The organism is Arthrobacter sp. NPDC055585 (assembly GCF_053619115.1).
In genome coordinates this window covers 248,141-274,243 of the sequence record NZ_JBSHIT010000003.1, presented here as the reverse complement: position 1 = coordinate 274,243, position 26,103 = coordinate 248,141, and the positions used below count along the sequence as shown (strand labels likewise).

The 26,103-nt window shown below is 66.0% G+C and carries 20 protein-coding genes and 1 pseudogene; 5 read left to right on the top strand and 16 right to left on the bottom strand.

The genetic code is table 11. The annotated features are described in order from the left end of the window. Positions 1 to 53: 53 nt before the first annotated feature. From ACWGQ2_RS07535 to ACWGQ2_RS07525, 3 genes are all read right to left on the bottom strand, one after another. Positions 54 to 830 (bottom strand): IclR family transcriptional regulator domain-containing protein, encoded by a 777-nt coding sequence (locus ACWGQ2_RS07535; protein ID WP_452015862.1) that lies wholly within the window; start codon positions 828 to 830, stop codon positions 54 to 56. Positions 831 to 962: 132 nt separating this feature from the next. Further along, positions 963 to 2,783: a bifunctional sugar phosphate isomerase/epimerase/4-hydroxyphenylpyruvate dioxygenase family protein gene (locus ACWGQ2_RS07530; protein WP_452015860.1), complete on the bottom strand. Its 1,821-nt coding sequence runs from the start codon at positions 2,781 to 2,783 to the stop codon at positions 963 to 965. Between the two features lie 17 nt (positions 2,784 to 2,800). Continuing rightward, positions 2,801 to 3,673, bottom strand: coding sequence for a shikimate dehydrogenase (locus ACWGQ2_RS07525; protein ID WP_452015858.1), 873 nt, complete (start codon positions 3,671 to 3,673; stop codon positions 2,801 to 2,803). 179 nt (positions 3,674 to 3,852) lie between these two features. On the opposite strand from ACWGQ2_RS07525, the gene ACWGQ2_RS07520 reads away from it, so the two are divergent. Beyond that, entirely contained in the window at positions 3,853 to 5,094 is a 1,242-nt protein-coding gene (locus ACWGQ2_RS07520; RefSeq protein ID WP_452015856.1) for an MFS transporter, read from the top strand. A 320-nt stretch (positions 5,095 to 5,414) separates the two neighbouring features. Here the strand turns inward: ACWGQ2_RS07520 and ACWGQ2_RS07515 are convergent. Then, positions 5,415 to 6,152, bottom strand: a pseudogene (locus ACWGQ2_RS07515) (ABC1 kinase family protein); the annotation flags it as partial. Between the two features lie 514 nt (positions 6,153 to 6,666). Here ACWGQ2_RS07515 and ACWGQ2_RS07510 point away from each other — a divergent pair. After that, a complete protein-coding gene (locus tag ACWGQ2_RS07510; protein ID WP_452015854.1) occupies positions 6,667 to 8,910 on the top strand; it encodes a glycoside hydrolase family 3 C-terminal domain-containing protein in 2,244 nt (747 codons plus the stop codon). Between the two features lie 35 nt (positions 8,911 to 8,945). Here ACWGQ2_RS07510 and ACWGQ2_RS07505 read toward each other — a convergent pair whose 3' ends face one another. The 5 genes from ACWGQ2_RS07505 to ACWGQ2_RS07485 form a co-directional block, all read right to left on the bottom strand. Then, complete coding sequence (locus tag ACWGQ2_RS07505; protein ID WP_452015852.1) at positions 8,946 to 10,295, bottom strand: MFS transporter; 1,350 nt, start codon at positions 10,293 to 10,295, stop codon at positions 8,946 to 8,948. A 161-nt stretch (positions 10,296 to 10,456) separates the two neighbouring features. Continuing rightward, positions 10,457 to 10,903 carry an acyl-CoA thioesterase gene (locus tag ACWGQ2_RS07500; protein ID WP_452015850.1) on the bottom strand — a complete coding sequence of 149 codons (447 nt, stop codon included), beginning with the start codon at positions 10,901 to 10,903 and terminating at the stop codon, positions 10,457 to 10,459. Positions 10,904 to 11,011: 108 nt separating this feature from the next. Further along, a complete protein-coding gene (locus ACWGQ2_RS07495) occupies positions 11,012 to 12,064 on the bottom strand; it encodes an SDR family NAD(P)-dependent oxidoreductase (protein WP_452015848.1) in 1,053 nt (350 codons plus the stop codon). 168 nt (positions 12,065 to 12,232) lie between these two features. Then, complete coding sequence (locus tag ACWGQ2_RS07490; protein ID WP_452015846.1) at positions 12,233 to 13,102, bottom strand: hypothetical protein; 870 nt, start codon at positions 13,100 to 13,102, stop codon at positions 12,233 to 12,235. Positions 13,103 to 13,168: 66 nt separating this feature from the next. Next, a complete protein-coding gene (locus ACWGQ2_RS07485; RefSeq protein WP_452016078.1) occupies positions 13,169 to 14,257 on the bottom strand; it encodes an ATP-dependent DNA ligase in 1,089 nt (362 codons plus the stop codon). Between the two features lie 80 nt (positions 14,258 to 14,337). On the opposite strand from ACWGQ2_RS07485, the gene folP reads away from it, so the two are divergent. Both folP and ACWGQ2_RS07475 read left to right on the top strand, forming a co-directional pair. After that, on the top strand, positions 14,338 to 15,291 hold the full coding sequence (folP, locus tag ACWGQ2_RS07480; protein WP_452015844.1) for a dihydropteroate synthase: 954 nt from the start codon (positions 14,338 to 14,340) through the stop codon (positions 15,289 to 15,291). After that, positions 15,288 to 16,046 carry a pyrimidine reductase family protein gene (locus tag ACWGQ2_RS07475; protein WP_452015842.1) on the top strand — a complete coding sequence of 253 codons (759 nt, stop codon included), beginning with the start codon at positions 15,288 to 15,290 and terminating at the stop codon, positions 16,044 to 16,046. Before folP ends, ACWGQ2_RS07475 begins: the two co-directional genes overlap by 4 nt. Positions 16,047 to 16,071: 25 nt before the next feature. Here ACWGQ2_RS07475 and lpdA read toward each other — a convergent pair whose 3' ends face one another. The 5 genes from lpdA to ACWGQ2_RS07450 all read right to left on the bottom strand — a co-directional run bounded on the left by lpdA (position 16,072) and on the right by ACWGQ2_RS07450 (position 22,808). Further along, positions 16,072 to 17,472, bottom strand: a complete 1,401-nt coding sequence (gene lpdA, locus ACWGQ2_RS07470) for a dihydrolipoyl dehydrogenase (protein WP_452015840.1) — start codon at positions 17,470 to 17,472, stop codon at positions 16,072 to 16,074. 46 nt (positions 17,473 to 17,518) lie between these two features. Next, a complete protein-coding gene (locus tag ACWGQ2_RS07465) occupies positions 17,519 to 19,036 on the bottom strand; it encodes a carboxylesterase/lipase family protein (protein WP_452015838.1) in 1,518 nt (505 codons plus the stop codon). Between the two features lie 173 nt (positions 19,037 to 19,209). After that, entirely contained in the window at positions 19,210 to 19,467 is a 258-nt protein-coding gene (locus ACWGQ2_RS07460; RefSeq protein WP_452015836.1) for a hypothetical protein, read from the bottom strand. 128 nt (positions 19,468 to 19,595) lie between these two features. Continuing rightward, a complete protein-coding gene (abc-f, locus tag ACWGQ2_RS07455; protein WP_452015834.1) occupies positions 19,596 to 21,233 on the bottom strand; it encodes a ribosomal protection-like ABC-F family protein in 1,638 nt (545 codons plus the stop codon). Between the two features lie 51 nt (positions 21,234 to 21,284). Then, positions 21,285 to 22,808 (bottom strand): carboxylesterase/lipase family protein, encoded by a 1,524-nt coding sequence (locus tag ACWGQ2_RS07450; protein WP_452015832.1) that lies wholly within the window; start codon positions 22,806 to 22,808, stop codon positions 21,285 to 21,287. Between the two features lie 232 nt (positions 22,809 to 23,040). Here ACWGQ2_RS07450 and ACWGQ2_RS07445 point away from each other — a divergent pair, with 232 nt between their 5' ends. Beyond that, on the top strand, positions 23,041 to 23,697 hold the full coding sequence (locus ACWGQ2_RS07445; protein ID WP_452015830.1) for an SDR family oxidoreductase: 657 nt from the start codon (positions 23,041 to 23,043) through the stop codon (positions 23,695 to 23,697). Between the two features lie 96 nt (positions 23,698 to 23,793). On the opposite strand, the gene galK is transcribed toward ACWGQ2_RS07445, so the two are convergent. Both galK and galT read right to left on the bottom strand, forming a co-directional pair. Continuing rightward, positions 23,794 to 24,933, bottom strand: a complete 1,140-nt coding sequence (galK, locus tag ACWGQ2_RS07440) for a galactokinase (protein WP_452015828.1) — start codon at positions 24,931 to 24,933, stop codon at positions 23,794 to 23,796. Further along, positions 24,930 to 26,027: a galactose-1-phosphate uridylyltransferase gene (galT, locus tag ACWGQ2_RS07435; protein ID WP_452015826.1), complete on the bottom strand. Its 1,098-nt coding sequence runs from the start codon at positions 26,025 to 26,027 to the stop codon at positions 24,930 to 24,932. The genes galK and galT overlap by 4 nt, the downstream gene beginning before the upstream one ends. Positions 26,028 to 26,103 lie beyond the last annotated feature (76 nt).

The following is a 26,103-nucleotide window of genomic DNA, read 5'->3' as shown; positions in this document are numbered from 1 at the left end:
GACTGCGGCGGGGATTTTGCGAACGGGTCTCCGCCGCAGTTCCCTGTCTGAAGCTATCCGGTCAGGCGGATGCCGTAGTCTGCCGATATGTCCGCTGCTGCCTGCCGCAGCCGGGGCAGCAGAACCTCCTCCAGTCCTCCAGCCCTGCCGTAGGACCGGTGCAGGGAGACGTTCGCGGCCGCGACCACCCTTCCGGCGCGGTGCACCGGGACAGCTACTCCGCTGAGGCCCTCCTCATACTCCTCGCGTACAACGGACCAGCCGGTCTCCTGCACCCTGCCGATCTCCGCGAGCAGTGCCTCCTCCGTGGGAACCGTATGGGCGGTATAGCGGCGAACGTCCGAACGGCGCACACGGTCCAGCAGATCGGCTTCATCCAGGGTGCCCAGGAGAACGCGGCCCATGGAGGTGGCCCAGGCCGGGAAGCGCGTACCTACGTGCACGGCAACGCTGACCAGCCGCGGCGAGGTGACCCTGGCAACGTAGACCACGTGAACGTCATCCAGGATGCAGACGGAAGCCGTTTCCTGCAGGTCTGCTGAAAGCGACTTCAGATGCGGTTCCGCGATGGCCGGAAGGGTCAGGTTTGAAAGGAAGGCCGATCCGATGTTCAGTACCCGCGGCGCGAGCTGGTACCGAGTGCCGTCCGTGGAGAGGTAGCCGAGTTCCACCAGGGTAAGCAGGAAGCGCCTGGCGGCAGCCCGGCTCAAATCGGCGGCGGCCGCAACCTCACTGACACTTTGCAGCGGTTTCTCTTCGGTGAAGGCGCCGAGGACGGTGAAAGCTTTCTCCACGGACTTCACGTACCAGTCCCCGTGTGCCCTGCCCATTCAGTCCCCCGCCCTGCCCTGCGCTTCGCCCATACCGGGCACGGCCCGGAACACTCTTGAAGTGATCCTAGCCCACGGGACTGCCGGTCCGTAGAGCCGGAGCGGAGGCAAAGCAACAGGTCAAAGACTGATTCAGGCGTTTGCGAGGTACTGTGCGGCCAGCCGTACGGGTGCGTTGGGTGCGCCGTAGCCCTCGTAGGCCGGGCGGCGTTCAACCACCTCGAAGAAGACGTTGCCCACGGTGGACGTGTAGAAATGCAGGAACTCCCCGTCCGCGTCCCGGTCGTAGAGCAGGTTCAGGTCCCTGAGCGTGGCAAGGAAGTCCGGTTCCAGATCGAACCGTGCGTCCAGGTCCTCGTAATAGTTGCCGGGCACAGGCAGGAACTGGAGCCCGCGGCCGACGGCGGTGCGCGCCAGGGTGACCAGGTCGCTGCACGCGAAGGCAACGTGCTGCGGGTAGCCGGAGCCGTCGAAGACCATCGGCGCAATGTTCAGCGCCATGCGTACGGCGCCGTCGCTGCTGCGCATCACCTGGCTCCGGACCAGGCCCATGGGGCTGGGAACTTCAACGCTGGGCCTCGGAGTGAGCCCCAGGGTTGATTCGTAGAACAGGACGGCCTCGTCGAAGTGCTGCCAGGGCTGGGACAGGTTTACGTGGTCAACGGCAGTGATGGGACCCGGCGCAGGAAGGGCATCCCCGCTGCCGAATTCATGCGTCCAGCCGGGCCCGCCGGGCTCCGACTCGCAGAGGAAGATCTCAGTGCCGTCCGGGGCAGCGACGGCCTGCAGGACCTCCTCATTGGCCTGGCTGCGGCGCGGAACGGCGGTAGCCTTCAGCTGCAGGGCGCGCGACGCGGCAGCCCGGGCGTCCGGAACGTCCAGACCAATGGCAGAGATGGCGGGTTCCATCCCGCGGGCGTGCTGGCTGTTGATAACCACCCTGGCGCCGTTCTGGGTCCAGAGTTCAACGGGCTTGCTCCGGTGGGTGCCCTGGCAGGTGAAGCCGAGCTGGTAAAGCAGGGCGCGGATCGGTTCAGGTTCCCCGGCTTTGACTTCTGCGAAGTTGAACCCAAGTGGCTCCCCTACGCCGGGGAGGGTGGCCAGTTCCATTGCCGGCTTTGCGGCCCCGGTCTCCTGCAGGTGGATGGAGGTCCGCTCGGCCAGCCGAATGAGTGAGCGCATGGCGTCTACCGCCGTGCGCTCCTCTGCTGCCTGCCGGAAAACGTCATTGAAGATCTCCAGCGATACGGGCCCGTTGTAACCGCTGCGGACCAAATGGCCCATAAAGGTGACGAGGTCAAAAGCACCTTCGCCCGGGAACACCCGGTAGTGGCGGCTCCAGGACAGCACGTCCATGGACAGCTCCGGAGCGTCGGCCAGCTGGACAAAGAAGATCTTCTCCGCCGGGATCTTTTCGATTGCGGACGGGTCCCATCGGCGCGAAAGGATATGGAAGCTGTCCAGGCAGGTGCCCACATTGGGGTGGTCAGCCATCTCGACAATCCGCCAGGCATGCTCGAAATCACTGACGTACCTGCCCCAGGCCAAAGCCTCATAGGCGAGCCGGACCCCGTAGCGCGCGGCGGTTTCACCCATCTGCCGCAGCTGGGCAGCTGCCACCTCGTCGTCGTCGACCGTTGCGGTGGCAACGTTGCTGCAGACCAGCATGGTGTCGATGCCAAGACGGTTCATCAGCCGGAACTTCGCTTCGGCACGCCGCAGGTTTTCTGCCAGGAGTTCCTCCGAGACGCCCTCGAAATCCCGGAACGGCTGGTACAAATCAAGAGTGAGGCCCAGTGAAGCAGCGAGGCTGCGGATCTGCTCCGGGGTCGACGGCGAGACGACAAGGTCCTGTTCGAAGATCTCGACGCCGTCGAAACCTGCCGCTGCACAGGCGCGTAGCTTGTCCTCCAGGGTTCCTGACAGGCAGACCGTGGCAATCGAGGTGCGCATGGAAATTCCCTTCCGGCTCAGAGGCCGTTGCTGACCATTTCGAGGAAGTGTTCCCGCATGCGGGACGAGTCGGGGCGGATGCCGGTGATGAGTTCGAAGGCGTCCACTGCCTGGCCAACCGCCATGTGGCCGCCGTCGAGGACCCGGCACCCCATTGCTTCGGCCGTTTCGATCAGCCGGGTGCGGACCGGGCGGTAAATGACGTCGGCAACCCACAGTTCCGGCCGCAGCAGGGCTGGATCCACCGGCATTCCGGGATGGGAGTGCATGCCCACCGGAGTTGCCTGCACAAAACCGCTCGCGGCGGCCAGCGCGCCGGGGAGGTCGCCGGCAGTTCCGGCAGTGACCCGGGCGGCGGGGAACAGTGCGGAAAGTGACTGCACTCGCTCCTGGACCCGGTCCGGGTCCAGATCCACAAGAGTCAGTTCCTGGACTCCCGCCTTCAGCAGGGCATAGGCCACGGCGGCACCGGCGCCGCCGGCGCCCAGCTGGACAACCCGGTCCAGCCCCGCGCCGGGCAGCCCGGCGGAAAGCGCCCGCGCGAACCCGGAGTGGTCCGTGTTGTGCCCAATAAAACCGGAGTCCGTCACCAGGACTGTGTTGACCGCGCCCAGACGGGCGGCGTCATCCGAAACCTCATCGAGGTGCTCCAGCACCAGCTGCTTGCAGGGATGAGTGATGTTGAAGGCGTTGAATCCCAGGTCCCGGCCGTAACGCAGCAGCTCGCCCACCTCTTTGCCGCTGCGGCCGTTCACGGCGAGGTCCACCGGGCGGTAGAGGTAGTGGAGGCCGTGTTCCCGGGCCTCACGCTCGTGCATGGGCGGGGTCAGCGAAGCGGTGATCCCGTCGCCAATCAGCCCTACGAGCCAGGATTCGGTGGTGGTGCTCAAGTGATACTCCCTTCGGCGCCCGGGACGGGCTAGGCCAACGGTACCGGGCTGTTCATAAATTGCACAACTGTGCGCATACCGCACATTTGTGTTGCATCTGAGTGTGATGCAGGTTAAATTGTGGTGTTCGCATGAAGCACTGCTGTGCGTTTTACGCACACTTTTCCTGGAGGCCCCCTATGAGCGCTGCACCGACGCAGTCTGCCCAAGCCACCGCCAAAACCCCCAAGAAGGCCGCCGCGGCGAGCTTTATGGGCAGCGCGGTCGAGTACTACGACTTCTTTATTTTCGGCACGGCCGCATCGCTCATCTTCCCGTACGTGTTCTTCCCGGACGCAGACGCGCAGGCGAGCATCATGTCCCTGGCCACCTTCGGGTTCGCCTACATTGCCCGTCCGGTCGGTGCGGTAATCCTCGGCCACTTCGGTGACCGGGTGGGCCGCCAGAAGATCCTCATGTTCACCCTGATCCTTATGGGCGCCTCAACCTTCATGATCGGCTGCCTGCCGGACTTCAACACCATTGGCTGGTGGGCCCCCACCCTGCTGGTGCTCTGCCGCCTGGCCCAGGGTCTCTCCGCCGCCGGCGAGCAGGCCGGCGCCAGCTCCATGACGCTGGAGCACGCTCCGGACGGACGCCGCGCCTTCTTCACGTCCTGGACCCTCACGGGCACCCAGGGCGGCCAGATCCTCGCTGCAATGGTGTTCATTCCCGTCATGGCGCTGCCTGATGACATTAAGTACAGCTTTGGCTGGCGCATTCCGTTCTGGCTCAGCGCCGTCGTTGTGATTGTCACCTTCTTCATCCGCCGCACCCTGCACGAGACACCCACCTTCCAGGAAGCCAAGGCGAACAACCAGATCGCCAAGCTGCCGGTGAGTGACCTGCTCAAGAACCACTGGCGCGACGTCCTCCGGGTCATCTGCTGCGCCTTCATCGCCGCCGTCTCCACCGTGTACGGCACGCTGGCTATCAAGTACGGCACCGAAGTGGGCAACGTTGACGCCGCCATCACGCTCTGGCTGGTGGTCGCGGGCAACATTGCGGCCCTGTGCACGCAGCCGCTGTTCGGCATGGCCGCTGACCGTTTTGGCCGCAAGCCGGTGTTCATCTACGGCGCCCTCTCCAGCGCCGCCGTCATGCCGTTCTACCTGCTGTCCATGGAGTCCGGGAACTCGCTGCTGCAGTTCGCTCTCTCCGTGGTGGTCTTCGGCTGCGGCTACGCTGCCGCGAAAATGGCCGCCACCATCCGGTTGCCCACCCGTTCCAGCCGCTCCACGAGCGGAACCAGGTCTCCGGCACGCAGATGCACCTCCATACCCTCAAAATCCAGGGTATTGATAAGCCGCTGCAGCTGCCCGGGAAGCTCTGTTCCCAGCTCCAGCAGTTCTCCTCCGGCTTTGCCGAGCCTCCTCGCGTAGGCCGCCGGATTCAGCTGCTGCATGGTCATGCGGCGTGCATAGGGTGAGAGCGTTTTGCCCATGCTGAAGTCCGGGTCCAGGACCTCTCCCATCCCCTCCGTCATGATCAGCATCCGCAGCAGCAGCGCAATCTCCCCCGGCAGCTGAAGGTGGTGGTTCCGAATGATCGCCAGGCCGCTGGTGATAATGCGCCCCACGGGTGCGTCACCGAGCGTGCGGTTGGAGTACAGCCGGATCAGGCCGGAGAGGTCCATTCTTAGCCTGACCCGGTCCGGACGGGTCCGCGAAACGGTCATCCGCATCAGGGCCGTAGCCATCCGCTCCGGGTCCTTCCGGATGACGGCAACGAACAGCGCGGACAGCTGCCCCCGGAGCTTGTCATCCAGCTCCCCCACCATGCCGAAGTCAATCAGCCCAATCTGCGAGTTGGGCTGAACAAAGATATTTCCGGGATGCGGGTCGGCGTGGAAGAAACCGTCTTCGAACACCATCTTCATTTCCGCGTTCGCGGCAGTCACCGCCAGTGCCTTGCGGTCCAGGCCGGCCGCGTCCAGGGCTGTGGTGTCGGTGACCTTCATGCCGTAGAGCCGCTGCATGGTGAGCACCTTGGACGTGCTGTGCTCCCAGTAGACGTGCGGGATGACGACGGCGGCATCATCCTCGAAGTTCAGCGCAAAGCGGTCCGCGTTGTGGCCCTCCTGCACGTAGTCCATTTCCTTGCGCAGGGTATCGGCGAACTCATCCATAAACCCCTTGACGTCGTAGTCCCTGGCGGCCTCCCAGTGCCTGCTGGCATAGCCGGCCAAGGACTGGAGAATGGACAGGTCCGCCTCGACTTCCGGCACAATTCCGGGCCGCCGGACCTTTACCACCACTGAGGAGCCGTCCTTGAGCGTGGCCGCATAGGCCTGCCCGATCGAGGCGCTGGCAATCGGCGTGGTGTTGAACTCCGCGAAAACCTCCACCGGGTCGGCCCCCAGTTCCTGGCGCAGGGAGATCCGGACGTCATCCCAGGCCGCAGGAGTGGCGGAGTCCTGCAGCTTCGCCAGTTCATCCATGTAGGCCGGCGGCAGCAGATCCGGACGGGTGGAGAGCAGCTGGCCCAGCTTCACGTACGTGGGCCCCAGCTCTTCCAGGGCACGGCGCAGGTACTCAGGGCTCGCCATCCGCCCGGAGTCAGTGCCGTCGCCGTCCCGCCGCCGGAACGGCAGCCAGGACTCCAGCCCGGCAACCGAAACCAGGTATCCCAGACCGTTGCGGTAGAGGATCTCTGCCATTTGGCGATAGCGGTCAAAACGGGTCTTCATTGCCCTCTTTCCGTGGGACCTGCCGCAGAGCAAGCTGTTCGGCAGCCGGTCCGGTCTCCAGTCCGGGGAACCGCGGCAGGACTGGTGGCGGTCCTGCGCGGACGTGCTGTAAGGGAACGATAGTCCCTTAAAGCAGGCATGGAACAGGGACGCTGCAGGCGCTCCGGCAGCGCATGCGTCATCGGCACCGCACTCTTCCGCAGCATCCCTGCGCCCGAATAGACTCAAGCACCCCGCCCGGATAAGCCGAGGACCAGGAGCACCCATGCCAACACAAGACCAAGGGATGGATCCCGCCCGGAAAGCGGCCCTGCTGACGGGGGCCGGCATGTGGGAGACAGCCGGATCCGAAGAAGCCGGGATTCGTGCCCTCACGCTGACTGACGGGCCACACGGTGTGCGTCTGGCAGCCGGGGACGACGCCGGTCCGGCTCTCGGGCAGTCACGTCCGGCCACCTGTTTCCCGGCAGAATGCGCCACGGCCAGTTCCTGGGATCCCGGGCTGCTGGAAGAGCTGGGCCGCGCGGCGGGCAGGGAAGCTGCCGGCTACGGCGTCGACGTCCTGCTGGGACCCGGGCTGAACATCAAACGTTCCCCGCTGGGCGGCCGCAATTTCGAGTACTTTTCCGAGGATCCGCTGCTCACCGGTGCCTTGGGCGCTGCCTGGACCAGAGGTGTGCAGTCCTGCTCAGTGGCTGCCTCTCCCAAGCATTTTGCCGCCAACAACCAGGAAACCGGCCGGATGACGGTCGACGTGATCGTGGACGAACGGACCTTGCGGGAAATCTACCTGCGCGCCTTTGAGACGGTGGTGAAGGACGCTTCGCCGTGGACGGTCATGGCAGCCTACAACCGCGTCAACGGTTTCCATGCTGCCCAGGATCCGTGGCTGCTCACGCGCATTCTCCGCGGCGAATGGGGATTCGACGGCGTTGTGGTGTCCGACTGGGGCGCCGTTACCGACCGCGCTGCAGCGCTGGCTGCCGGTCTTGACCTGGAAATGCCGTCCTCGTCCGGGCTGGGCCCGCGGGAACTGGTGGCTGGTCTGGAGGCGGGACTGGTCTCCCCCGAGGATGTGGACGCGTCGCTGGACCGGATGCGTGAACTGGGCCGGCGCACGTCCGGCAGGTCCGGTGAGGCTGCTGACTTCCACGCCCACGACGCCCTGGCCCGGCGCGCGGCGTCGTCCTCCATGGTGCTGCTGAAGAACGACGGCGGTCTGCTCCCGTTCACCGCCCAAGCCTCGCTGGCCGTGATTGGTGAACTGGCCCGGACTCCGCGCTACCAGGGCAGCGGATCCTCGCGGGTAAACCCCACCCGCCTCAGCACACCGTGGGCGGCGCTCTCCGCCCGGGTATCCGGGGCATCATTTGCCCCCGGCTACAGCCTTGATGATCTTCAGCCGGATGCCGGACTCATTGAGCAGGCGGTACAGGCCGCAGCGGCCGCAGACCAGGTGGCGGTCTTCCTTGGGCTGCCCGATGCTGCGGAGACCGAGGGCCTGGACCGCACTTCACTTCAACTGCCGGATGCCCAGCTTCGCCTGCTCGACGCCGTAGCGCAGGTTCGGCCGGATGCAGCGGTTGTGCTCTCCAACGGTTCCGTGGTTGACACGGCGTGGGCGCCGAAGGCCGCTGCGGTGCTTGAGAGCTGGCTGGCGGGCCAGGCCGGCGGGGATGCCGTGGCCGATGTGCTGCTGGGGCAGGTGAATCCCTCCGGCAAGCTGGCCGAAACCTTCCCGCGCAGGCTCGAAGACACCCCGGCATACGGTAATTTCCCCGGGGAGGCGGACGAGGTGCGTTACGGGGAAGGAGCCCTGGTCGGCTACCGCTGGTATGACACCCGGAAGCTGGAACCAGCGTTCCCCTTCGGGCACGGGCTCAGCTACACGCAGTTCGGCTACTCGGACCTGGCGGCCGCGGTGCAGGACGGCACTGGAATGCGGGTGTCCCTGCAGCTGACCAACACCGGCGCCCTCCAGGGCGCAGAGGTCGTCCAGCTCTACGTTGCTGCTCCGGCCGGAGCCGTGCCGCGGCCTGAGCAGGAGCTGCGCGGCTTCCAGCGTGTTGACCTTGCGCCCGGGGAAACCCGCACGGTGACCCTGGCGCTCCAGCCCGGGAGCCTTGCCCGGTTCGATCCGACTACCCGGTCCTGGGTCACCGATCCGGGAACCTACGAGGTCCGCGCCGGATCTTCCTCCCGTGACATCCGGCTCACCACGGCTGTTGAACTTACTGCGCCGGTACCCCTGCCCCTCCCCACCGCGTCCTCCACCCTGGCTGAGTGGATGCACCATCCGCTGGGTGCAGCCGTCCTGGGAGAGGCATTTAATGCCGCTGCGCCGGGCAGCGGGGAGACAGCGCAGCTGCTGACACTGATGGGCAGCCTGCCGCTGGAACGGCTCGGCCGGTTCCCGGGTTCTCCGCTCAGCGCAGATCAGGCGGCCGGCCTGGCCCGGCTGGTGGCCGAGCGCGCCGGCCGGGACCACGGGCCCGGTGCAGGGAGCTGAGGGCAGCGCGGCGGACCAGATGCCCCGTCCCGGTATTACCGGTTGCTGCGGTCCGGGGAGGCGGAGCGTTCGGATGCCATCGCTGCAATAGTCCCGGCTGCCAGCAGGGCGCCGATGCTGATGCAGACGGCCAGCAGCGGAAGTGTCCAGCTTCCGGCGGCATCATGCAGGGTGCCCAGGGCAACCGGGCCTGCTGCAGCCACGAGGTAGCCGCCTCCCTGCACCATGGCGGACAGCTGCCCGGCGTGGCGCCCTGAGCCACCCAGCCGGACCAGGATCAGGAACAGCACAGTGATGCCGGCGCCCTGGGCAATTCCACCCAGCGTCACCCACGCCACCCAGCCTGTCGGCGCCAGCAGGAGTCCCGCAGGCAGGGCAGCCCAGGCAGCGGCCGTCAGCCAGAGCAGGGTCCGGGTTCCCAGACGGCGGGCGAGCAGCGGAACGGCCAGCGCTCCGATGATCGCCGGACCCTGGAACAGCGAGGCACCTGCGCCGGCACCGGCAGCGTCAAGCCCCAGGAGGTCCGTCAGCAGGGTCGGCAGCCAGGTGGAAACCGCGTAGAAGGAAAATGCCTGGCCGCTGAAGGCAATCAGAAGGAGCCAGGCGACCGGGCGCCGCCACACCGGAGTCTCCCGGGGCGCCGGTGTATCGGATTCTGCCGTGTCGGAGATGGAGGCTCTGCCGGCTTTGTCCGCCTCCGGCTCCCCGGAGCTGCCGGCGGAGGACCCGCCGTCGTTTGTTTCGCGTGCGCGTTCGGCACGGGCTCCGCCGAGGACAAAGTCCCGCCAGCCCACCAGCCCCAGCCAGGCGAGGGCTGCCGCGATGGCCAGCCCGCTCCAGACCGCCATCGCCACTCGCCAGCCAAACGCAGCGGCCAGCGGCGCCGTCAGAATAAGCGTTGTCATGGAGCCGATGTTCATGGCTGCCGTGTAGGTGCCGGTTACGAGCGGCACCCGGGCAGGCTGGAAATCGCGCCGGATAATGACCGGGACCAGGACATTTCCGACGGCGATCGATGCGCCGATCACAACTGTTCCGGCGAGTGCCAGTCCGGTCCCGCCGACTGAGCGCAGGATCGTTCCGGCCAGGATGCCGGCCAGGCAGAAGGCGATTGCCTGGTCCGGTCCCCCGCGCCGCAGCAGCGGCAGCGCAAGGAAGGAGATGACTCCGAAGCAGGCGATCGGCAGGGCCGTAAGCAGGCCGGAGGTCTGGACGGACATCCCGAGTTCTGACTGCAGGACATTCAGGATGGGTGACGGCGCGACGATCGGGCCCCTGAGGTTCAGGGCGATCAGCACGATCCCGGCCAGCGCCCCCCAGAACACCCGGCGCGCAGACCTCTGCCGGCCGTTGTGTCCGGTGCGTGCGGGGCTCTCCAGGTGCATGCTGCGGCGCTTCCTTCGGGACTCGGGGCCGGCCGCCGGTCGTGGCTGCCTGCCCGATTCTCTCACCGCCGGGCATAACGGACCTGAAAGGCACGCAGGACGCCGTCACAATGGGTTCGCGGAGACGGCGGATTACGCGGCGCGGCGCGGGGAAAGACGCCTTAGAACTGCTGCTGCGGCTGCGGCGGGAAGGCCGGCAGGTGGTGGGTCGGCAGCCGGTCTCGGTCGAAGGTGACCGTCGTGTAACCGTGCGGTGCCGGGCGGCCGTTCTCGTCCAGGTTGACGAAGACAATGCGTTCGATGGTCAGGATGCTGGATCGGGTAATCATGTTCCGCACCTCGGCCCGCATCGTCAGGGATGTCTTGCCGAACTTGGTGGCGCAGAGTCCCATTTCAATGAGGTCGCCCTGCTGTGCGGAGCTCACAAAGTTGATTTCGGACATCAGCTTTGTGACGACCCGCCCGTTGCCCATCTGCAGGATTGCGTAGATGGTTGCTTCTTCATCGATCCACCGCAGCAGCGAGCCGCCGAACAGTGTTCCGTTTGCGTTCAGGTCTTCAGGCCTGACCCATTTGCGGGTGTGAAAATTGATGTCGCCAGATTCCATGATTCTCAGGTTATCCCCGCGGGAGCGCCCTTCCGTGACCGGTGTGAGGGTGCGCACCGGGCTTCATGATGGCGGGAACAACCCCTTCCGAGGAGGATTTGCGGTGCGCTATCCCACACTCCAGCCTTCGTCGGCGGGAAGGATCGATCCGGTCACGGCGACGGCGTCGTCACTGAGCAGGAAGGTCACCGGAGCGGCTACCGCCGCTGCTTCGAGGTCCGCAGGGATCAGCGACGCAGCCGGCAAAGGTCCCAGTCCGCCCGGAAATCCGTAGTTCGAGTCAAGGGTGTTGCGGGTAGGCATGGGAACGACGGCGTTGACGCGGACACCGCGGGGTGTATACGTATACGCCTCACTGCGGGTCAGCCCGATGACGGCATGCTTTGCAGCGGTGTACGCCGCTCCCCCGATCGAGCCGCGCAGGCCTGCCTGTGAGGCCAAATTCACTATGGACCCGGCCCCGCGGGAGAGCATCAGCGGAATCACCCTGCGTGAGAGACGGAACGGTCCGGTGACATTGATCCGGAATATGCGCTCCCACAGGTCGTCGTGCACCTCGTGCAGTGGTTCCATATCGTCCGAGACACCGCCAATCAGGGCCAGGCCGTCGATCTCCCTGCCCGCTGCGTCGATGATCCGCTGGATGTCCTCCTCCCGGCTGAGGTCCGCAACCACACCGGTGGTGCCGTGCGCCGCCGGATTCTCAAGCAGCGCCTCCATCCGGAGAGTGTTGAGGTCCACGGCAATAACGTGCGCGCCTTCCTTTGCCAGCCGCAGTGCGGTGGCGCGGCCAACCCCGGACCCGGCACCGGTTACGATCACGGTTTTGCCCCTGAACCGCCCCGGAATGATTCCTTCCTTCCAGTTCAGCGGGGATGGTGGGGGTGCAGACGGAAAAAGGTGGACCAGCTCGGGGTTCGGCGGGGACTCGGAGAAGCTGTGGTTCGCGGCCTCCACCAGTAGATTCAGCTGTTCGGTTGTGACGTTCCCCCGGGAGAGCGTGACGATCGAGGACAGTGGAAGACTCTGTACAGCGTAGATGGCCCGAACGTCCGGCCCGCGTCTGGCCAGGACATCGAGGAGGATGGCTCGGCCGCTGGGATGTTCAAGCCACTCCGAGATCAGCGACTCAGTGCTTAGCTGGTGAGGACCTTCGGACATTTTTTGCATCCGTTCCCGAGCCGGTCCGCCGCGTGCCGTGGGGTGGCTGCAGTCGACTAGCTGCTGTCTAGGTGACCCCTCTTTCACTATGCCACGCAGCGACAGGGTGCGGACAGGATGGACGGCGTATTCGGTGTGCGCGCAGGGCCGGTTCCCTCGTCCCGCGGTTTAGGCAGTTGGGTCAGTCTTCGAGGGCGGTGGGGCCGGCGGCGGGTATCCGGGGGCCGGCGGCCCGGTGTACGGGTTACCGGGATAGGCAGTGCCCGGCTGGTTTCCGGGATAGGGCCCCGGATACGGCCCCGGATAGGGTGCCTGATACGGCATGGGATATGGCGTGGGATATGGTGCGCCGCCCGGAGGATACGCGGGTCTGTCCGGTGTCCGGCGCAGCAGGATGATCCCGCCGACCAGCAGGGCCACCCCGGCACAAGCCAGGAACACTGCGCCGATCCAGAGGCCGCCCGCTACCGGGCCAAGCCAGTCGGCACGGAAGCCGGCCTGGAGGTCTGCCGCCACGGGCGCGGAGCCGTCGGCGTTCATCACCACCACGGTCCAGTCGCCGGTCTGCAGGTTCCAGCTGAGCTGTTGTTCGCCGGTTCCGCTTGATTGTGCCGCCCAGAAGTCCTGGGCCGCCGGCGGCAGCGGCTCGGACACGCCCTGGTATTCGCGGTAGGAAACATCGAAGGGTGAGAACTGGACATCCCGCAGCTCGCTGTAGGAAACGTCCTGCAGATACCGTTCCACGTCCCTGCTCGGCCCAATCCCCATAAACAGTTCTCCCGAGCTGCCGGCGGACTCACCCCGGATAAGAGCGGTGCCAACATTGTCCTGGCGTCGAACCCCCATGCCTACCTCAAGGTCGGGCAGGGTGAGGGCGTGGGAATCCACAGAGTAGATCTCACGGGGAAGAGTGAAGAACCCCTCTCTGTCCTGATGGCTGCTCGCTGCTGAAACACCGGCAGCGGCAATACCCATGCCCAGCCCGAACAGGATCAGCAGTCCGCCGGCAACGATCATGATGATTTTTCCGGCCCGCATCTTTCCTCCAGCCCTCAGCCCGTGACGGTGGCCCTGATTTCAGGGTTCGCCGCACCGGCTGCGGTGTCAAGGATTCCCGGCAGCCCCCGGTTCCTGCAGCACGTCGGCGAGGTCATAGCGCACCGGTTCATCGAGCTGGTCATAGCCGCAGCTCTTCGGATCACGGTCCGGCCGCCAGCGCAGGAAACTTGGCGGGTGCCGGAACCGCGGCCCCTCCATGTGGTCGTATGCCACCTCCACTACCCGTTCTGGCCGAAGCGGGGTGAAGGACAGATCCTTGCTGCCGGTCCACCGGCTCCCTTCTGAACTGTGTGGTGTCCTGGAACCGGATTCCGCTTCCTCCGCGCTCCAGGGGTGGGACGCGTCCCAGGTCACCAGGGGCTGCAGCTCGTTGAAGAGCTCACTGCGCCGGGCCATCGGAAAGGCGCCGATGACTCCCGCATTGGAGAGGTTGCCGCGGTCGTCGTACAAACCCAGCAGCAGCGATCCGATGCGGTCCTCCCCCGTTTTGTGCGTACGGTAGCCCGCCACCACGCAGTCAGCCGTGCGGCGGTGCTTGACCTTGGTCATGGCCCGTTTACCAGGCTCGTAGTTCCCGTCCAGCGGTTTCGCTACCACTCCGTCCAGGCCCGCCCCCTCGAATCGCTCGAACCATTCCTGCGCCGTCACTGCTTCCAGGGTCTGCCGGGTCAGGTGGAGCCGCCCGCCCGCCGCACCCAGGACTGATTCGAGTTCCTCCCGCCGTGCCCGGAAGGGTTCACCGGTCAGGTCCCGGCTGTCCAGTGCCAGCAGGTCGAAGGCCACGAACTGTGCGGGTGTCTGCTCCGCCAGCAGCTCCACACGGCTTTCGGCCGGATGGATCCGTTGCTGCAGCAGGTCGAAGTCCAGCTTCCGGCCATCGGCGCTGATAAGGATGATCTCCCCGTCCACCACGCACCGGCCCGGCAGCCCCTGACGAAAGGCCTCGAGAAGCTCCGGAAAGTAGCGGTTCAGGCTCCGTCCGTTGCGGCTGAGGATCTCCACCTCGTCCGCGTCCCGGAACACCAGCGCGCGGAATCCGTCCCACTTGGGCTCATAGGCGTAGCTGCCTTTGGGGATGCCGGCTGCGGGTTTGGCCAGCATAGGCGCAAGAGGCGGGGACAGCGGCAGTTCCATTGGCACGGCCTTCCTTGATCTGGTTTGTGCGAATCGGGATCACACGCGGTCAGGGCTGAGCACCACCGTAGGATGCATTTATGAGTCTGAACAGCACCACCGGCCAACGTGCTGCCTCCGGCGCCGGCCACTTTGAGCCTCCACTGCTTCACCCGGTTCACCGGATCGGCGCCCGGACACTGGACTTCCGCCGGCAGGTGGCCCTGATGGCCATCATCAACCGCACACCCGATTCGTTCTACGATGCCGGCCGCACTTTTGGACAGCAGGAGGCAATTGATGCGGCACTGCAGGCGGTGCACGACGGCGCGGACTGGGTTGACATTGGCGGCGTACCGTTCGCGCCCGGCCCGGCGCTGGACGCCGCTGAAGAAGCAGCACGGATTGTTCCGGTCATCCGCGCGGCACGGGACGCTTCCGACGTCATTATTTCTGCTGACACGTTCCACCCCGCTGTGGCTGAACGGGCGATCGAGGCCGGTGCCACGGTCATCAACGACACCACCGGACTGCACGATCCACAGCTGGCACGGGTGGCTGCGCAGACCGGCGTGCACCTTGTGGTGACCCACAGCCTCGCTGCACCGCGCACGGTCTATCCGCGGCCGCAGTACGCCGATGTGGTGGCCGAAGTGGCAGCGTTTCTGCAAAGCCGTGCCGGCTACGCCCAGGACCTGGGCGTGGCACCTGAGAAAATCATCATCGATCCAGGACATGACCTGAACAAGAACACCCTGCACTCACTTGAACTGACGCGCAGACTCGCGGAGATAGCCCAGCTGGGTTTCCCGGTCCTGGCTGCCGTGTCCAACAAGGACTTCATCGGTGAGACCCTTGATGAGCCCAAGTCGGAACGGGTCGAGGGGTCCCTGGCCGCAGCAGTCGCGAGTATTTTCAACGGTGCCCGGATTCTGCGGATGCACAACGTCGGGGCTGCATCCCGTGCCATCCGGATGACCGAAGCTGTTCTGGGCTGGCGCGAACCGGTCCGCCTGCGGCACAACATGGGCGAGAAGAACGAGCCTGCCCCGTGAGCAGTGCCGCTATCACCGCTGCCGGCTCGGAGGAGGAACTGAACGACTCCCAGCTCCTGGACGCGTATGCCTGGGATACGGTGCCCGGCCAAGCAGGCCGTCCCTGCTTCCGGTTCAATTTCATCGCCTCACTGGACGGGGCAGTGAGCTTCAACGGCCGGTCAGGGGAACTGGGGAACGACGCCGACCGCCGGGTATTCGGCCTGCTGCGCTCCACAGCTGACCTCATTCTGGTGGGTGCGGGAACGGTGCGTACGGAAGGTTACGCCGGTGACCTGCTTCCTGCCCGGACGCAGTCCGGGCGCGCGCGGCGCGGGCTCGCCGCCCATCCCGGCATCGCCGTCGTATCGGCGTCCCTGGACCTGGACCCGGAGTCGGGTTTTTTTGCCGAGGCGCCGGTCCGGCCGCTGATCCTTACTGCGGCCGCGGCACCGGAATCCCGCCGCAGTGCCCTGGAAGAGGTGGCGGACGTTGTAGTTGCCGGGGCGCGGACAGTTGAACCCCGTCAGGCAGCGGCCGTGCTCGCCGGACGCGGTCACCACCGTGTCCTGTGCGAAGGAGGGCCGCAGCTCTTCGGCTCGTTTCAGTCGGCGGGACTGGTCGATGAGCTGTGCCTGACCCTTGCACCGGTTTTAGCTGCCGGCGCAGCAGGCCGGATCAGTGCCGGGGCACCGGAACTCGGCCTGGCACGGCTGCGGCTGACGCACGTGCTGCGCTCCGGGGACACCCTGCTGCTCCGCTACCTCGCATCCTGACGTCCCCGGCCCCCGGGGGGCCAGGTCAGAAATTGATCATGTGGCCGGTCAGGCCGTGGAACGCTTCCTGGAGCGCCTCGCTGAGCGTTGGGTGCGTGTGGACGTTGCGGGCGAGTTCCGACGCCGTGAGGTCCCACTTCTGGGCCAGCGTCAGTTCCGGCAGCAGTTCGGACACATCGGGACCAATGAGGTGCCCGCCCAGCAGTTCCCCGTAGGCGGAATCAGCGATGAGCTTCACGAAGCCCACCGGTTCTCCCAGCCCGTGTGCCTTTCCATTCGCGGTGAACGGGAAAGTACTCACCACTATGTCGTGTCCCTCGTCTTTGGCCTGGGCTTCGGTGAGTCCAAAACTGGCAACCTGCGGCTGGCAGAACGTGGCCCGCGGCATCATGCGGTAGTCCCCCAGCGGCATAGTCTCCGCGCCGGCAATGGTTTCAGCTGCCACTACCCCCTGGGCTTCCGCCACGTGGGCCAGCTGCAGCTTGGCGGTCACGTCGCCGATGGCGTACAGGTTGGGGACACTCGTGCGCATGTAGTCATCAATGGCGATCGCGCCGCGGTCCGTGACTTCCACGCCGGTGCTTTCCAGTCCATAGCCGTCCAGCCTCGGGGCGAAGCCAACGGACATCATGACCCGGTCCGCCTCGATTGACTGCTGGCTGCCGCCCTTGTCCGTGTACGTAACCGTGACGGAGCTGCCGTTGTCCGCAACCGTCTCGACTTTCGCTGAGGTGTGGATCGGAATGCCCAGCTTTTTGTACTGCTTGGTGAGCTCCTTGGATACGTCAGGGTCTTCGTTCGGCAGCGCGCGGTCCATAAACTCGATGATCGTTACGTCCACGCCGTAGCTGCGCAGCACGTACCCGAATTCCATGCCGATGGCACCGGCGCCCACGATCACCATCTTCCCGGGCAGGTCGCGGCTGAGGATCTGCGTCTCATACGTGACGACGTTCTCGCTCAGTTCAACTCCGGGCAGCAGCTTCACGGCGGCGCCGGTCGCGATAATCGCGTTTTCAAAGGTGACTTCCTCGGTCTTGCCGTCCGACAGGGCCACCTCGATGGTATGGGCGTCCTTGAACACCCCGTGACCGTCATACTCGGTGATCTTGTTCTTCTTCATCAGGAAGTGAACGCCCTTGACCCGCCCGTCCGCCACCTGCCGGCTGCGGTCAAAAGCGGCACCGTAGTCGAAGCTCACGTCGCCGTGCATGCCGAATGTCTCCGCCTGGCGGGTAAAGATCTGTGCAAGCTCCGCGTTGCGCAGCAGCGCCTTGGACGGGATGCAGCCTACGTTCAGGCAGACCCCTCCCCAGTACTTCTCCTCGATGACTGCAACGCTGAGGCCCAGCTGGGCGGCGCGGATGGCGGCAACGTAACCGCCGGGCCCGGCTCCCAGGAGAACGACGTCGTAATGTGCACTCATGCTGGCTCCTCAATCGTGGACATAGGGCTTGTGGAACAGTACCGGCTCAGATGTAACCGCGGTACCCCTCCCAGGCGCGGCGCCGCTCCGGGAAGGGGTCGGATTCGATCCGGTCCTGCCGGTCGAAGATCCGGGTGTGGCGCTTTTCCTCCTCATACCGCGGCCAGTCCTCCCCGGGCAGATGCCGGTGGGCCAGGCTGAGCAGGGAGCCCTGGAACCGTGCCGAGAGTTCACGCAGTTCATCCATGCCGCCCAGCAGGGACAGGGCCCTCATGGTCCGTTCATTGGTTTCCCCGAAGATGACCGGAACGTCAAAGGCGTGGGTGGCACCAAAGCCCAGCAGGTTCATGAGCCGGGTGGCGTAGTCGTAGCGGTAGATCCAGGTGGGAGCTACCCTGGAGTGGCCTTCGGCGACCATCTGGCTGGGGTACCAGAAAACCAGGTCGCCGCTGATTTCCACGGACTGGTCCCGCGACGGGTACCCGGGGTACGCGGCGGTCACGCGTGCCATCGCCGCGGGGTCCGTGCCGGCGAACATGCGTTCCAGCCGGGCCGGAGTGGAGGGCAGAATGTTATCCAGCTTGGCAAACAGCGCGCCTTCCTGGGCCATGGTTCCCAGCACCAGGGGCTTGGGGGCCGATTCGCCGTCCAGATAGGTGTCAATGGGATGCCGCGGCAGGAACTCGCCGTCGATCACCGGCGAAACGCTCAGCGAACCCGGCTGCTGGACCGGGCCAATCTTGCTGGTCATTTTCTGGATAGCGCTGACAAGCTTGCCCGCAGGGATGCGGGAAAGCACTTCGGCGGCCCTGGATTCATCCACGCGCAGGATTTCCAGCAGATCCAGTGCCCACCTCTCGTGCATGTCCGGATAGTAGGCCCCGGCCGGTGCGGGACTTTGGGCGAACGCCTTATGGAAATAGGGGGCGGCGGAGGGGATGCACATCAGGGCGGTAACGGAAATGCCGCCCGCCGACTCTCCGAAGATAGTGACGTTGTCCGGATCCCCGCCGAAGGCCGCGATGTTCTCCTGCACCCAGGCCAGCGCCGCGACCTGGTCCCGCAGGCCGAGGTTTGAATCGAAGGGCCGCTGGGGGGTTGAAAAGGACGTGAAGTCCATAAACCCGAGGGCACCGATCCGGTAGTTGAGGCAGACGTACACCACTTCCCCGGTGCGCACCAGGTTCGCGCCGCGGTAGGTACGTACCGCTGAGGAGCCTGAGCTGAACGCGCCGCCGTAAAGATAAACGAGCACCGGCAGTCCGGTCTGGTCCTGGTCAAGCGGGGCGCTGACATTCACCGTCAGGCAGTCTTCGCTCATGAGCGGCCGCCGGCGGGAACCGGTCAGCGCCAGCCCGCGGGACTGCGGTGGAATCGCACCGAACTCGGATGCGTCACGCACTCCCGTCCAGGGCTCGGGAGGAACCGGGGCACGAAGCCGCAGCTCTCCCAGTGGAGGTGCCGCGTAGGGAATCCCGCGCCAGGTACGAACACCGTCTTCAACAATGCCGCGAACCCAGCCATTTGCTGTTTCGACCTCGAGTGCTGATATGTCCAGGGACATTCGCTCACCTGCTTCCACGGGCGGTGCAGGCTCCGGGGCTCGGGTAAGCCGGGTGTCAGGGGCCGGTTCCGCGCTTACCCACGATAGACCTCGGGGCAGGCAGGAACCAGAGCCGGCTGTATATGCCCGGCCACCGGAGAGGGATCCGGTGCGGCGGCATTAGCCGGAACTGTTCAGGGTGTGTGCGGCATAGGGTTGCGCAGGAGATAGCGGTGCACGGCCAGCTCCTTGAGGCAGAGCAGGCCGACGGCGGCTACGTTCAGCAGGATTTTGGCCGTCGTATCCCATTCGGTCAGGGCGCAGAGCATCCAGACCACCAGAAGTACGGCAGCATCCAGCCGGCGCAGTGCACCGGGTGTCCTGGCTGCACGCGCGCCCTGAGACCGCTGAGACCGAGGCTGGGCACGCATGGTGGCGCTCATCAAAGCCATAGGAACTTCTTTCCCCCGCAACGCGGCGGAACTGCCTATTTCACACAAGGCAGTTGCCGCCCTTAAAGAACTTCTATCACACCCGGGCAAACTCACCCAGTTAACGCCTGCACGCTCCGGGCTGTCGCTTAACGTTCTGCAACACTGCCGTCTTCCACGGTCCAGAGCCGGTCCAGCTGGACATTCTGAAGCATCCGCCGGTCATGGGTCACCAGCAGGAGCGTTCCCGTGTAGGACTCCAGTGCTTCTTCGAGCTGCTCGATTGCCGGCAGGTCCAGATGGTTGGTGGGTTCGTCCAGGATCAGCAGGTTCACCCCGCGTGCCTGGAGCAGGGCCAGGGCTGCACGCGTCCGTTCACCCGGGGACAGTGCACCGACTTTGGTTCCAGACTGGTCCGCCTTCAGCCCAAACTTGGCCAGCAGGGTCCGGACTTCCCCTGCGTTCATCTCAGGGACGCTGGACTCAAAGGCTGCCGCCAGGGGCTCCCCGGCAGGTAGCTGGGTGCGCAGCTGGTCGATCTCGCCCAGTGCTACTCCCGCACCCAGCGACGCCGATCCTTCCTCCGGCGCCAGGGTGCCGCGCAGCAGGGAAAGCAGGGTGGATTTGCCCGCCCCGTTGGGTCCGGTGATGCCGATTCGTTCGCCGGCATTTACCTGGAGGGAAACCGGGCCGAAAGCGAAGTCACCGCGCCTTACTGCGGCCTGGTTGAGGACGGCCGCCACCGAGCCGGAGCGGGGGGCCGCAGCAATCGAGAACTGCAGCTGCCATTCCTTCCGCGGCTCTTCCACCTCGTCCAGCCGGGCGATGCGCGACTCCATCTGGCGCACTTTCTGTGCCTGCTTTTCGGAGGACTCCATACTCGCCCGGCGCCGGATCTTGTCATTGTCCGGGGACTTCCGCATGGCGTTGCGCACGCCCTGGGAACTCCACTCGCGGGTGGTCCTTGCCTTCGCGACCAGCTCAGCCTTCCGGCCGGCGAACTCGTCGTAGGCTTCGCGCGCGTGCCGCCGGGCGACTGCGCGCTCCTCCAGGAAAGCGTCGTAACCGCCGTCGTACACGGCCACCTGGTTCTGGGCCAGGTCAAGTTCAACGATCCGGGTGACACAGCGGGCCAGGAACTCCCGGTCATGGGAAACCAGCACAACCCCGCCCCGCAGCCCGCGGACAAAGTCCTCCAGGCGGGCCAGGCCGTCCAAATCCAGATCGTTGGTCGGTTCATCCAGCAGGACTATGTCAAAGCGGCTCAGAAGCAGTGCGGCGAGAGCTACCCGGGCTGCCTGTCCGCCTGAAAGGCCGGTCATCTGCGCATCGGTCCCAAGCTCGAGGCCAAGGTCGGCCAGGACCGCCAGCATCCTGTCCTCCAGGTCTGCGGCGCCGGACGCGAGCCAGGCATCCAGGGCGGCTGCGTACTCGTCCTGCGCCTGTGCTGATTCGGTTCCGAGGCCTTCCGCAGCGGCTTCCATTGCTGCCGTGGCAGCGGCTGCGCCGGTGCGCCGCGTTATGTAGCCTGCCACGGTTTCGCCCTCAACGCGTTCATGTTCCTGCGGCATCCATCCCACGAACGCGTCAGTCGGATGGCGCTCAACGGTCCCTTCAAAGGGCACTGCCGCTCCGGCGAGCAGTCCCAGCAGCGTGGATTTGCCGGCGCCGTTGCTTCCCACCACACCAACGACGTCGCCGGGGGCAACGGTCAGGGACAGGTTTGAGAACAGGACACGGTGGGCGTAACCGCCGGATAGATTGCGGGCTACAAGAGTGGCGGTCATACCCTCAATCTTATGCGGCGTCCGGCAGCCGGAAGACCGGACGGAAAGGAGCTACCGGTAACCCTGGTACCCGTCCCAGGCTCGCCGGCGGACCGAGCGCGGGTCGAGTTCAATCCGGTCATACCGGTCGAAGATCTTGGTGCGGCGCGACGTCGCATCGTAGTGCGGCCACATCGGTCCGGGCGCGCCGCTGCGAGCGAAGCGAAGCAGCGCCGACTGGAACCTGTGGCCCACGTTCACTGCGGTCCGCCGGTTGCCCATACTGAGCAGCATCCGCCCGGCACCGCCGTCGTACGTGCCGAAAACCGCCATCAGATCCATGCCGTGCGTGGCGCCCAGGTGCACCGCCCGGGCCGCGCGCGGTGCATAGTCGAACCGGTAGGACCAGGTTGGTGCGTGGCCGGAGTGCGCTTCGGCAGCCTGCACGCTGGGGTACCAGAACACAGCGTCACCGCCCAGCTCTATTGCCTGGCGGCGGTGCGGATATCCGCGGTAGGCGGCAGCGACCCGGTCCCGGCTCCCCGGGTCCGTCAGTTCAAACATCCGCTCGATCCGTTCCGGGGACGTCGGGAGTATATTGTGCAGCCTGCTGAAGAACGCCCCTTCGTTCTCCATGGTTCCGATCACCATGGGCACCTTGTGGGCACGGCCCTTCTCGAAGGCCTCCAGCGGGTGCAGGGGAAGGAAAGAACCGTCCACTACCGGTGCGGGGCACAGCGCCCCGGGCCGGGTCTCCGGAGTAATCCTGCCGCTGAGCTCATCCTGGGCTTTCACCAGTGTGGCCGCCGGGAGGCCGGACAAGGCTTCGGCGGCGCCGCCGGGACCGGTGCCCAGCACGGCCAGGAACTCCCCCGCCCACTGGGAAGCCAGGTCCGGGCCGTACGCCGCCCCCGGAGCCGGGCTCTGCAGGAACGTCCGGTGGAACAAACCAGCGGCTGCCGGGACGCACATCAGTGTCAGCGCCGATGCCGCACCGGCGGATTCACCGAACAGGGTGATGTTCTCCGGGTCCCCGCCGAAGGCCGCAATGTTCCGGCGGACCCATTCCAGGGCTGCCACCTGGTCAGCCAGGCCAACATTGACATCAAAGGTGCGTTCAGGAGTCGAGTAGGCGCGGAAGTCCATAAATCCGAGCGCACCCAGACGGTAATTCATCGAAACGAACAGGACGTTTCCCGCCGCCGCCAGCCGGGCGCCGTCGACCAGGTCCATGGCAGCGGATCCGGTGGTGAATGCTCCGCCGTGAATGAAGACCAGAACGGGAAGCGGCGCATCGGCGGGCGCCGCCGGGGCAGCAACATTCAGTGTCAGGCAGTTTTCACTCATGGGTGTTTTCGCGTCCGCGCCGGGCAGGATCCGCCGGATGGTCTGGGGTGCCCAGGCGCCGAAGCTCCCCGCATCCAGCACGCCGCTGCGGTGCTCGGGGCGAACCGGCAGCCGCAGCCGCAGGGCGCCCACCGGGGGCTGGGCATACGGGATGCCCCTCCACACCCGGGCGTGATCCGTCTGCCGTCCACGGACTGGCCCCTCGGTGGTCTGGACGGTGAGATCTGCTTCCGCGGTGGCAGTCGGCATGTTTGTCCTTTCGCCCGTGGGCCCGGCGCTTGGATTGGGGTGGGTCCGGGCACTTTTGGATACTAGTTCCCGGCCGCGGCACAGACCATCCCCGCTGCGGATACCCGCCTTCGCTCCGCCGGGATAGGACACCGGGAGGCGGCGTCTGCGGTTCAGCCAGCGGCAGAACGGCCCCTCTGGGTGACCATCAGTATGCTTATGCTTCCTGTACGACCCCGACGAGAGGAGCAACATGGCACGCGTCGCAATTATTGGCGGACATGGCAAGGTGGCACTGCAGCTGGCAAAGGATCTCGCGGCGAACGGACACCAGGTGTCCTCGCTCTTCCGGAACCCAGACCACGTTTCCGAGGTGGCTGCCACCGGTGCTGAGCCGGTTGTGGCCGACGTCGAAAAGCTGGACACCCCGGAGCTCGCTGCACTGCTGGGCGGGCACGACGCCGTGGTGTGGTCCGCCGGAGCCGGCGGCGGCTCCCCCGAACGGACCTACGCAGTGGACCGGGACGCAGCCATCCGTTCCATGGAGGCAGCAGAGCAGGCAGGCGTACAGCGCTACGTCATGGTCTCCTACATGGGCGCCGGAAAGGACCACGGCGTTGATCCGGACAACGGCTTCTACGCTTACGCCGAGGCGAAGGCCGCAGCTGATGAGCATCTGCGCCGCAGCGGCCTTGACTGGACCATTCTTGGTCCCAGCGCGCTGACTGATGATCCCGGGACCGGCCGCATCAGCACGGGCCCCGGCCAGGACGGCAGTGTTTCCCGCGCCGACGTTGCGGCAGTGGCGGCTGAAGTTCTTGAGCAGCCGGGCACGGTTGGGCAGTTCATCGAATTCATCAATGGGCAGACTCCGGTCCGCGACGCGGTAGCTGCCCAGGCAAACGCCTAGGCGGCAGCAGCATAAGGGACGGGTGCGGCAGCCAGACTGCCGCACCCGTCCTTTTGTGCGTCCCGGCCGCACTGCTGCCTGCCGGTCTCCGGATCCTCAGGTGTCTTTGTGCGCTCCGGGCCCGGGCTCGACGGCGAACACGTCAGGCGCGTCGTATCCGGCCCTCGCGAACGCGCGCACCACTGCGTTACCAACCTGCCCCGCCTCGGGCTGGCTGACCAGTACCACGGCTGAGCCGCCAAAACCCCCGCCGGTCATGCGCGCTCCGGGCGCCCCGGCCGCCGTCGCCGTTTCAACTGCAAGGTCCAGCTCCGGGCAGGAGACCTCAAAGTCATCGCGCAGCGATTCATGGCTGGAGGCCAGGACCTGCCCCAGACCACGGATGGGCCGGCCTGCTTCAAGATGCGCGACGGCGGTCAGCACCCTCGCGTTCTCGCTGACCACGTGCCTGGCCCGCTGATAAGCCTTCCGGTCCAGCCGCGGGGCGGCCAGCACGAGGTCCGGCAGGGTAAGCTCCCGCAGCGACGGCACACCCAGAGCTTCTGCGGCGCGTTCGCAGTCACGGCGGCGCTCAGCGTACCCGCCCGAATCGTGGGCGTGGCTGACTTTGGTGTCGATGACCAGCAGGGACATGTCCTCCCCTGCCAGATCCAGCGGAACCAGCCGGTGCGCACGCGTGCCGCAGTCGAGGAACAGGCCATGGCCGGCTTCGGACAGCAGGGACGCTGACTGGTCCAGGATCCCGGTGGGAGCACCGGAAAATTCGTTCTCCGCCTGCTGGCATGCCAGCACCAGGTCCTCGGGGGACAGCTCTGATCCGGCAAGTTCCTGAACCGCCAATGCCGCGGCACACTCCACGGCAGCCGAGGAGGAGAGTCCGGCTCCCACCGGAACGTCTGAGTCCAGCAGGATATCCATTCCCGGTACCCGCACACCGCGGATCCCCAGAGCCCAGTGCACCCCAGCCACGTAGCGGCTCCAGCCTGCAAGGCGCCCGGGAGCCAGTTCAGCCACCTGGACTTCTGCCGGGTCCCCGGAGGCCGTGGTGGCGAGGCGGAGGAGTCCGTCCTGCCTCGGGGCTGCGGCAATCCGGGCCCGGCGGTCGATTGCCAGCGGAAAAACAAAGCCCTGGTTGTAGTCGGTGTGCTCCCCGATCAGGTTCACCCGTCCGGGAGCGGACCAGATGCCCGCCGGCGCATAGCCGTAGAGGTCCCTGAAGGCTGCCGCGGTGTTCATGACGGCTCTCCTGCAGTTGTGCCGTGATCGGGTGCCGGCACCGCCGCCCGGAGCCGTGCAGCGGTCTGCTCCGGACTCACGTCGGCTATGAACGCTCCCATTGCGGCCTCGGACCCCGCGAGGTATTTCAGTTTGTCCTCCGCTCTCCGCGGCGACGTCACCTGCAGGTGCAGCCGGTAGGAATCCCTGCCGGGATGCTCCACGGGCGCCTGGTACCAGGCGGCGATGTACGGCGTCGGGGTTGGATACAGGGCTTCGATCCGGCGCAGGATGTCCAGGTAAATCCTCGGAAGTTCTTCCCGTTCTTCCTCCGTGAGCGCGGCCAGGTCCGGAACACTCCGGTGCGGCACTACGTGGACCTCCAGCGGCATCCTTGCTGCGTAGGGAACGTAGGCGGTCCACCGGCGTCCGCGGGCCACTACCCTGCTGCCTTCCTGCAGCTCCGCGGCCAGCAGGTCACCGAAGAGGTCGCGTCCGGTCTTGTCACGATAGGCCTGCGCCGATTCAAGCTGGCGCAGGGTCCGCGGCGTCGGAAACGGGTAGGCGTAGATCTGCCCGTGCGGATGGTGGAGCGTGACCCCGATTTCAGCACCCCGGTTCTCAAAGATGAAAACCTGGCCAACTCCGGGAATGCCGGAGAGCTCAGCGGTCCGGTGAATCCATGCCCGAACTACAGTCCGCGCCCGTTCCAGGCCCAGTCCCGCGAAGGACGCGGTGTGCTCCGGGGAAAACGCAACTACCTCACAGCGCCCAACAGCCGGCGCTTCAAGATTGCCGGCGGCGTCGTCAGCCGGACCGGTGCCGGGACCAAAGGAGGGAAAACGGTTCTCGAAGACGGCGACGTCGTATGCGGCCGCAGGGATCTCGGTGGCTCGATCCGGGCCTGAGGGGCACAGCGGGCACTGTGAAGCCGGCGGAAGGTGGGTGCGCGTCTGCCGGTGTTCGGCATAGGAAATCCACTCGCCCAGCAGCCGGTCGTACCGCATCCGTGGTGTTCCTGGGCGCGGGGGCAGGTCGCGGGTGTCGGGCGGCAGCGCCGGATCAACCGGGATCCCGGCGTCGAAAAAATAGAGCAGCTCTCGGCCGTCAGCCAACCGGGTCTTTACGGGGGCAGCTTGGCCGGTCAGTTCGGCACCGGGCAGGTTTGGGCCGAGCGCCGCCGGATCCACT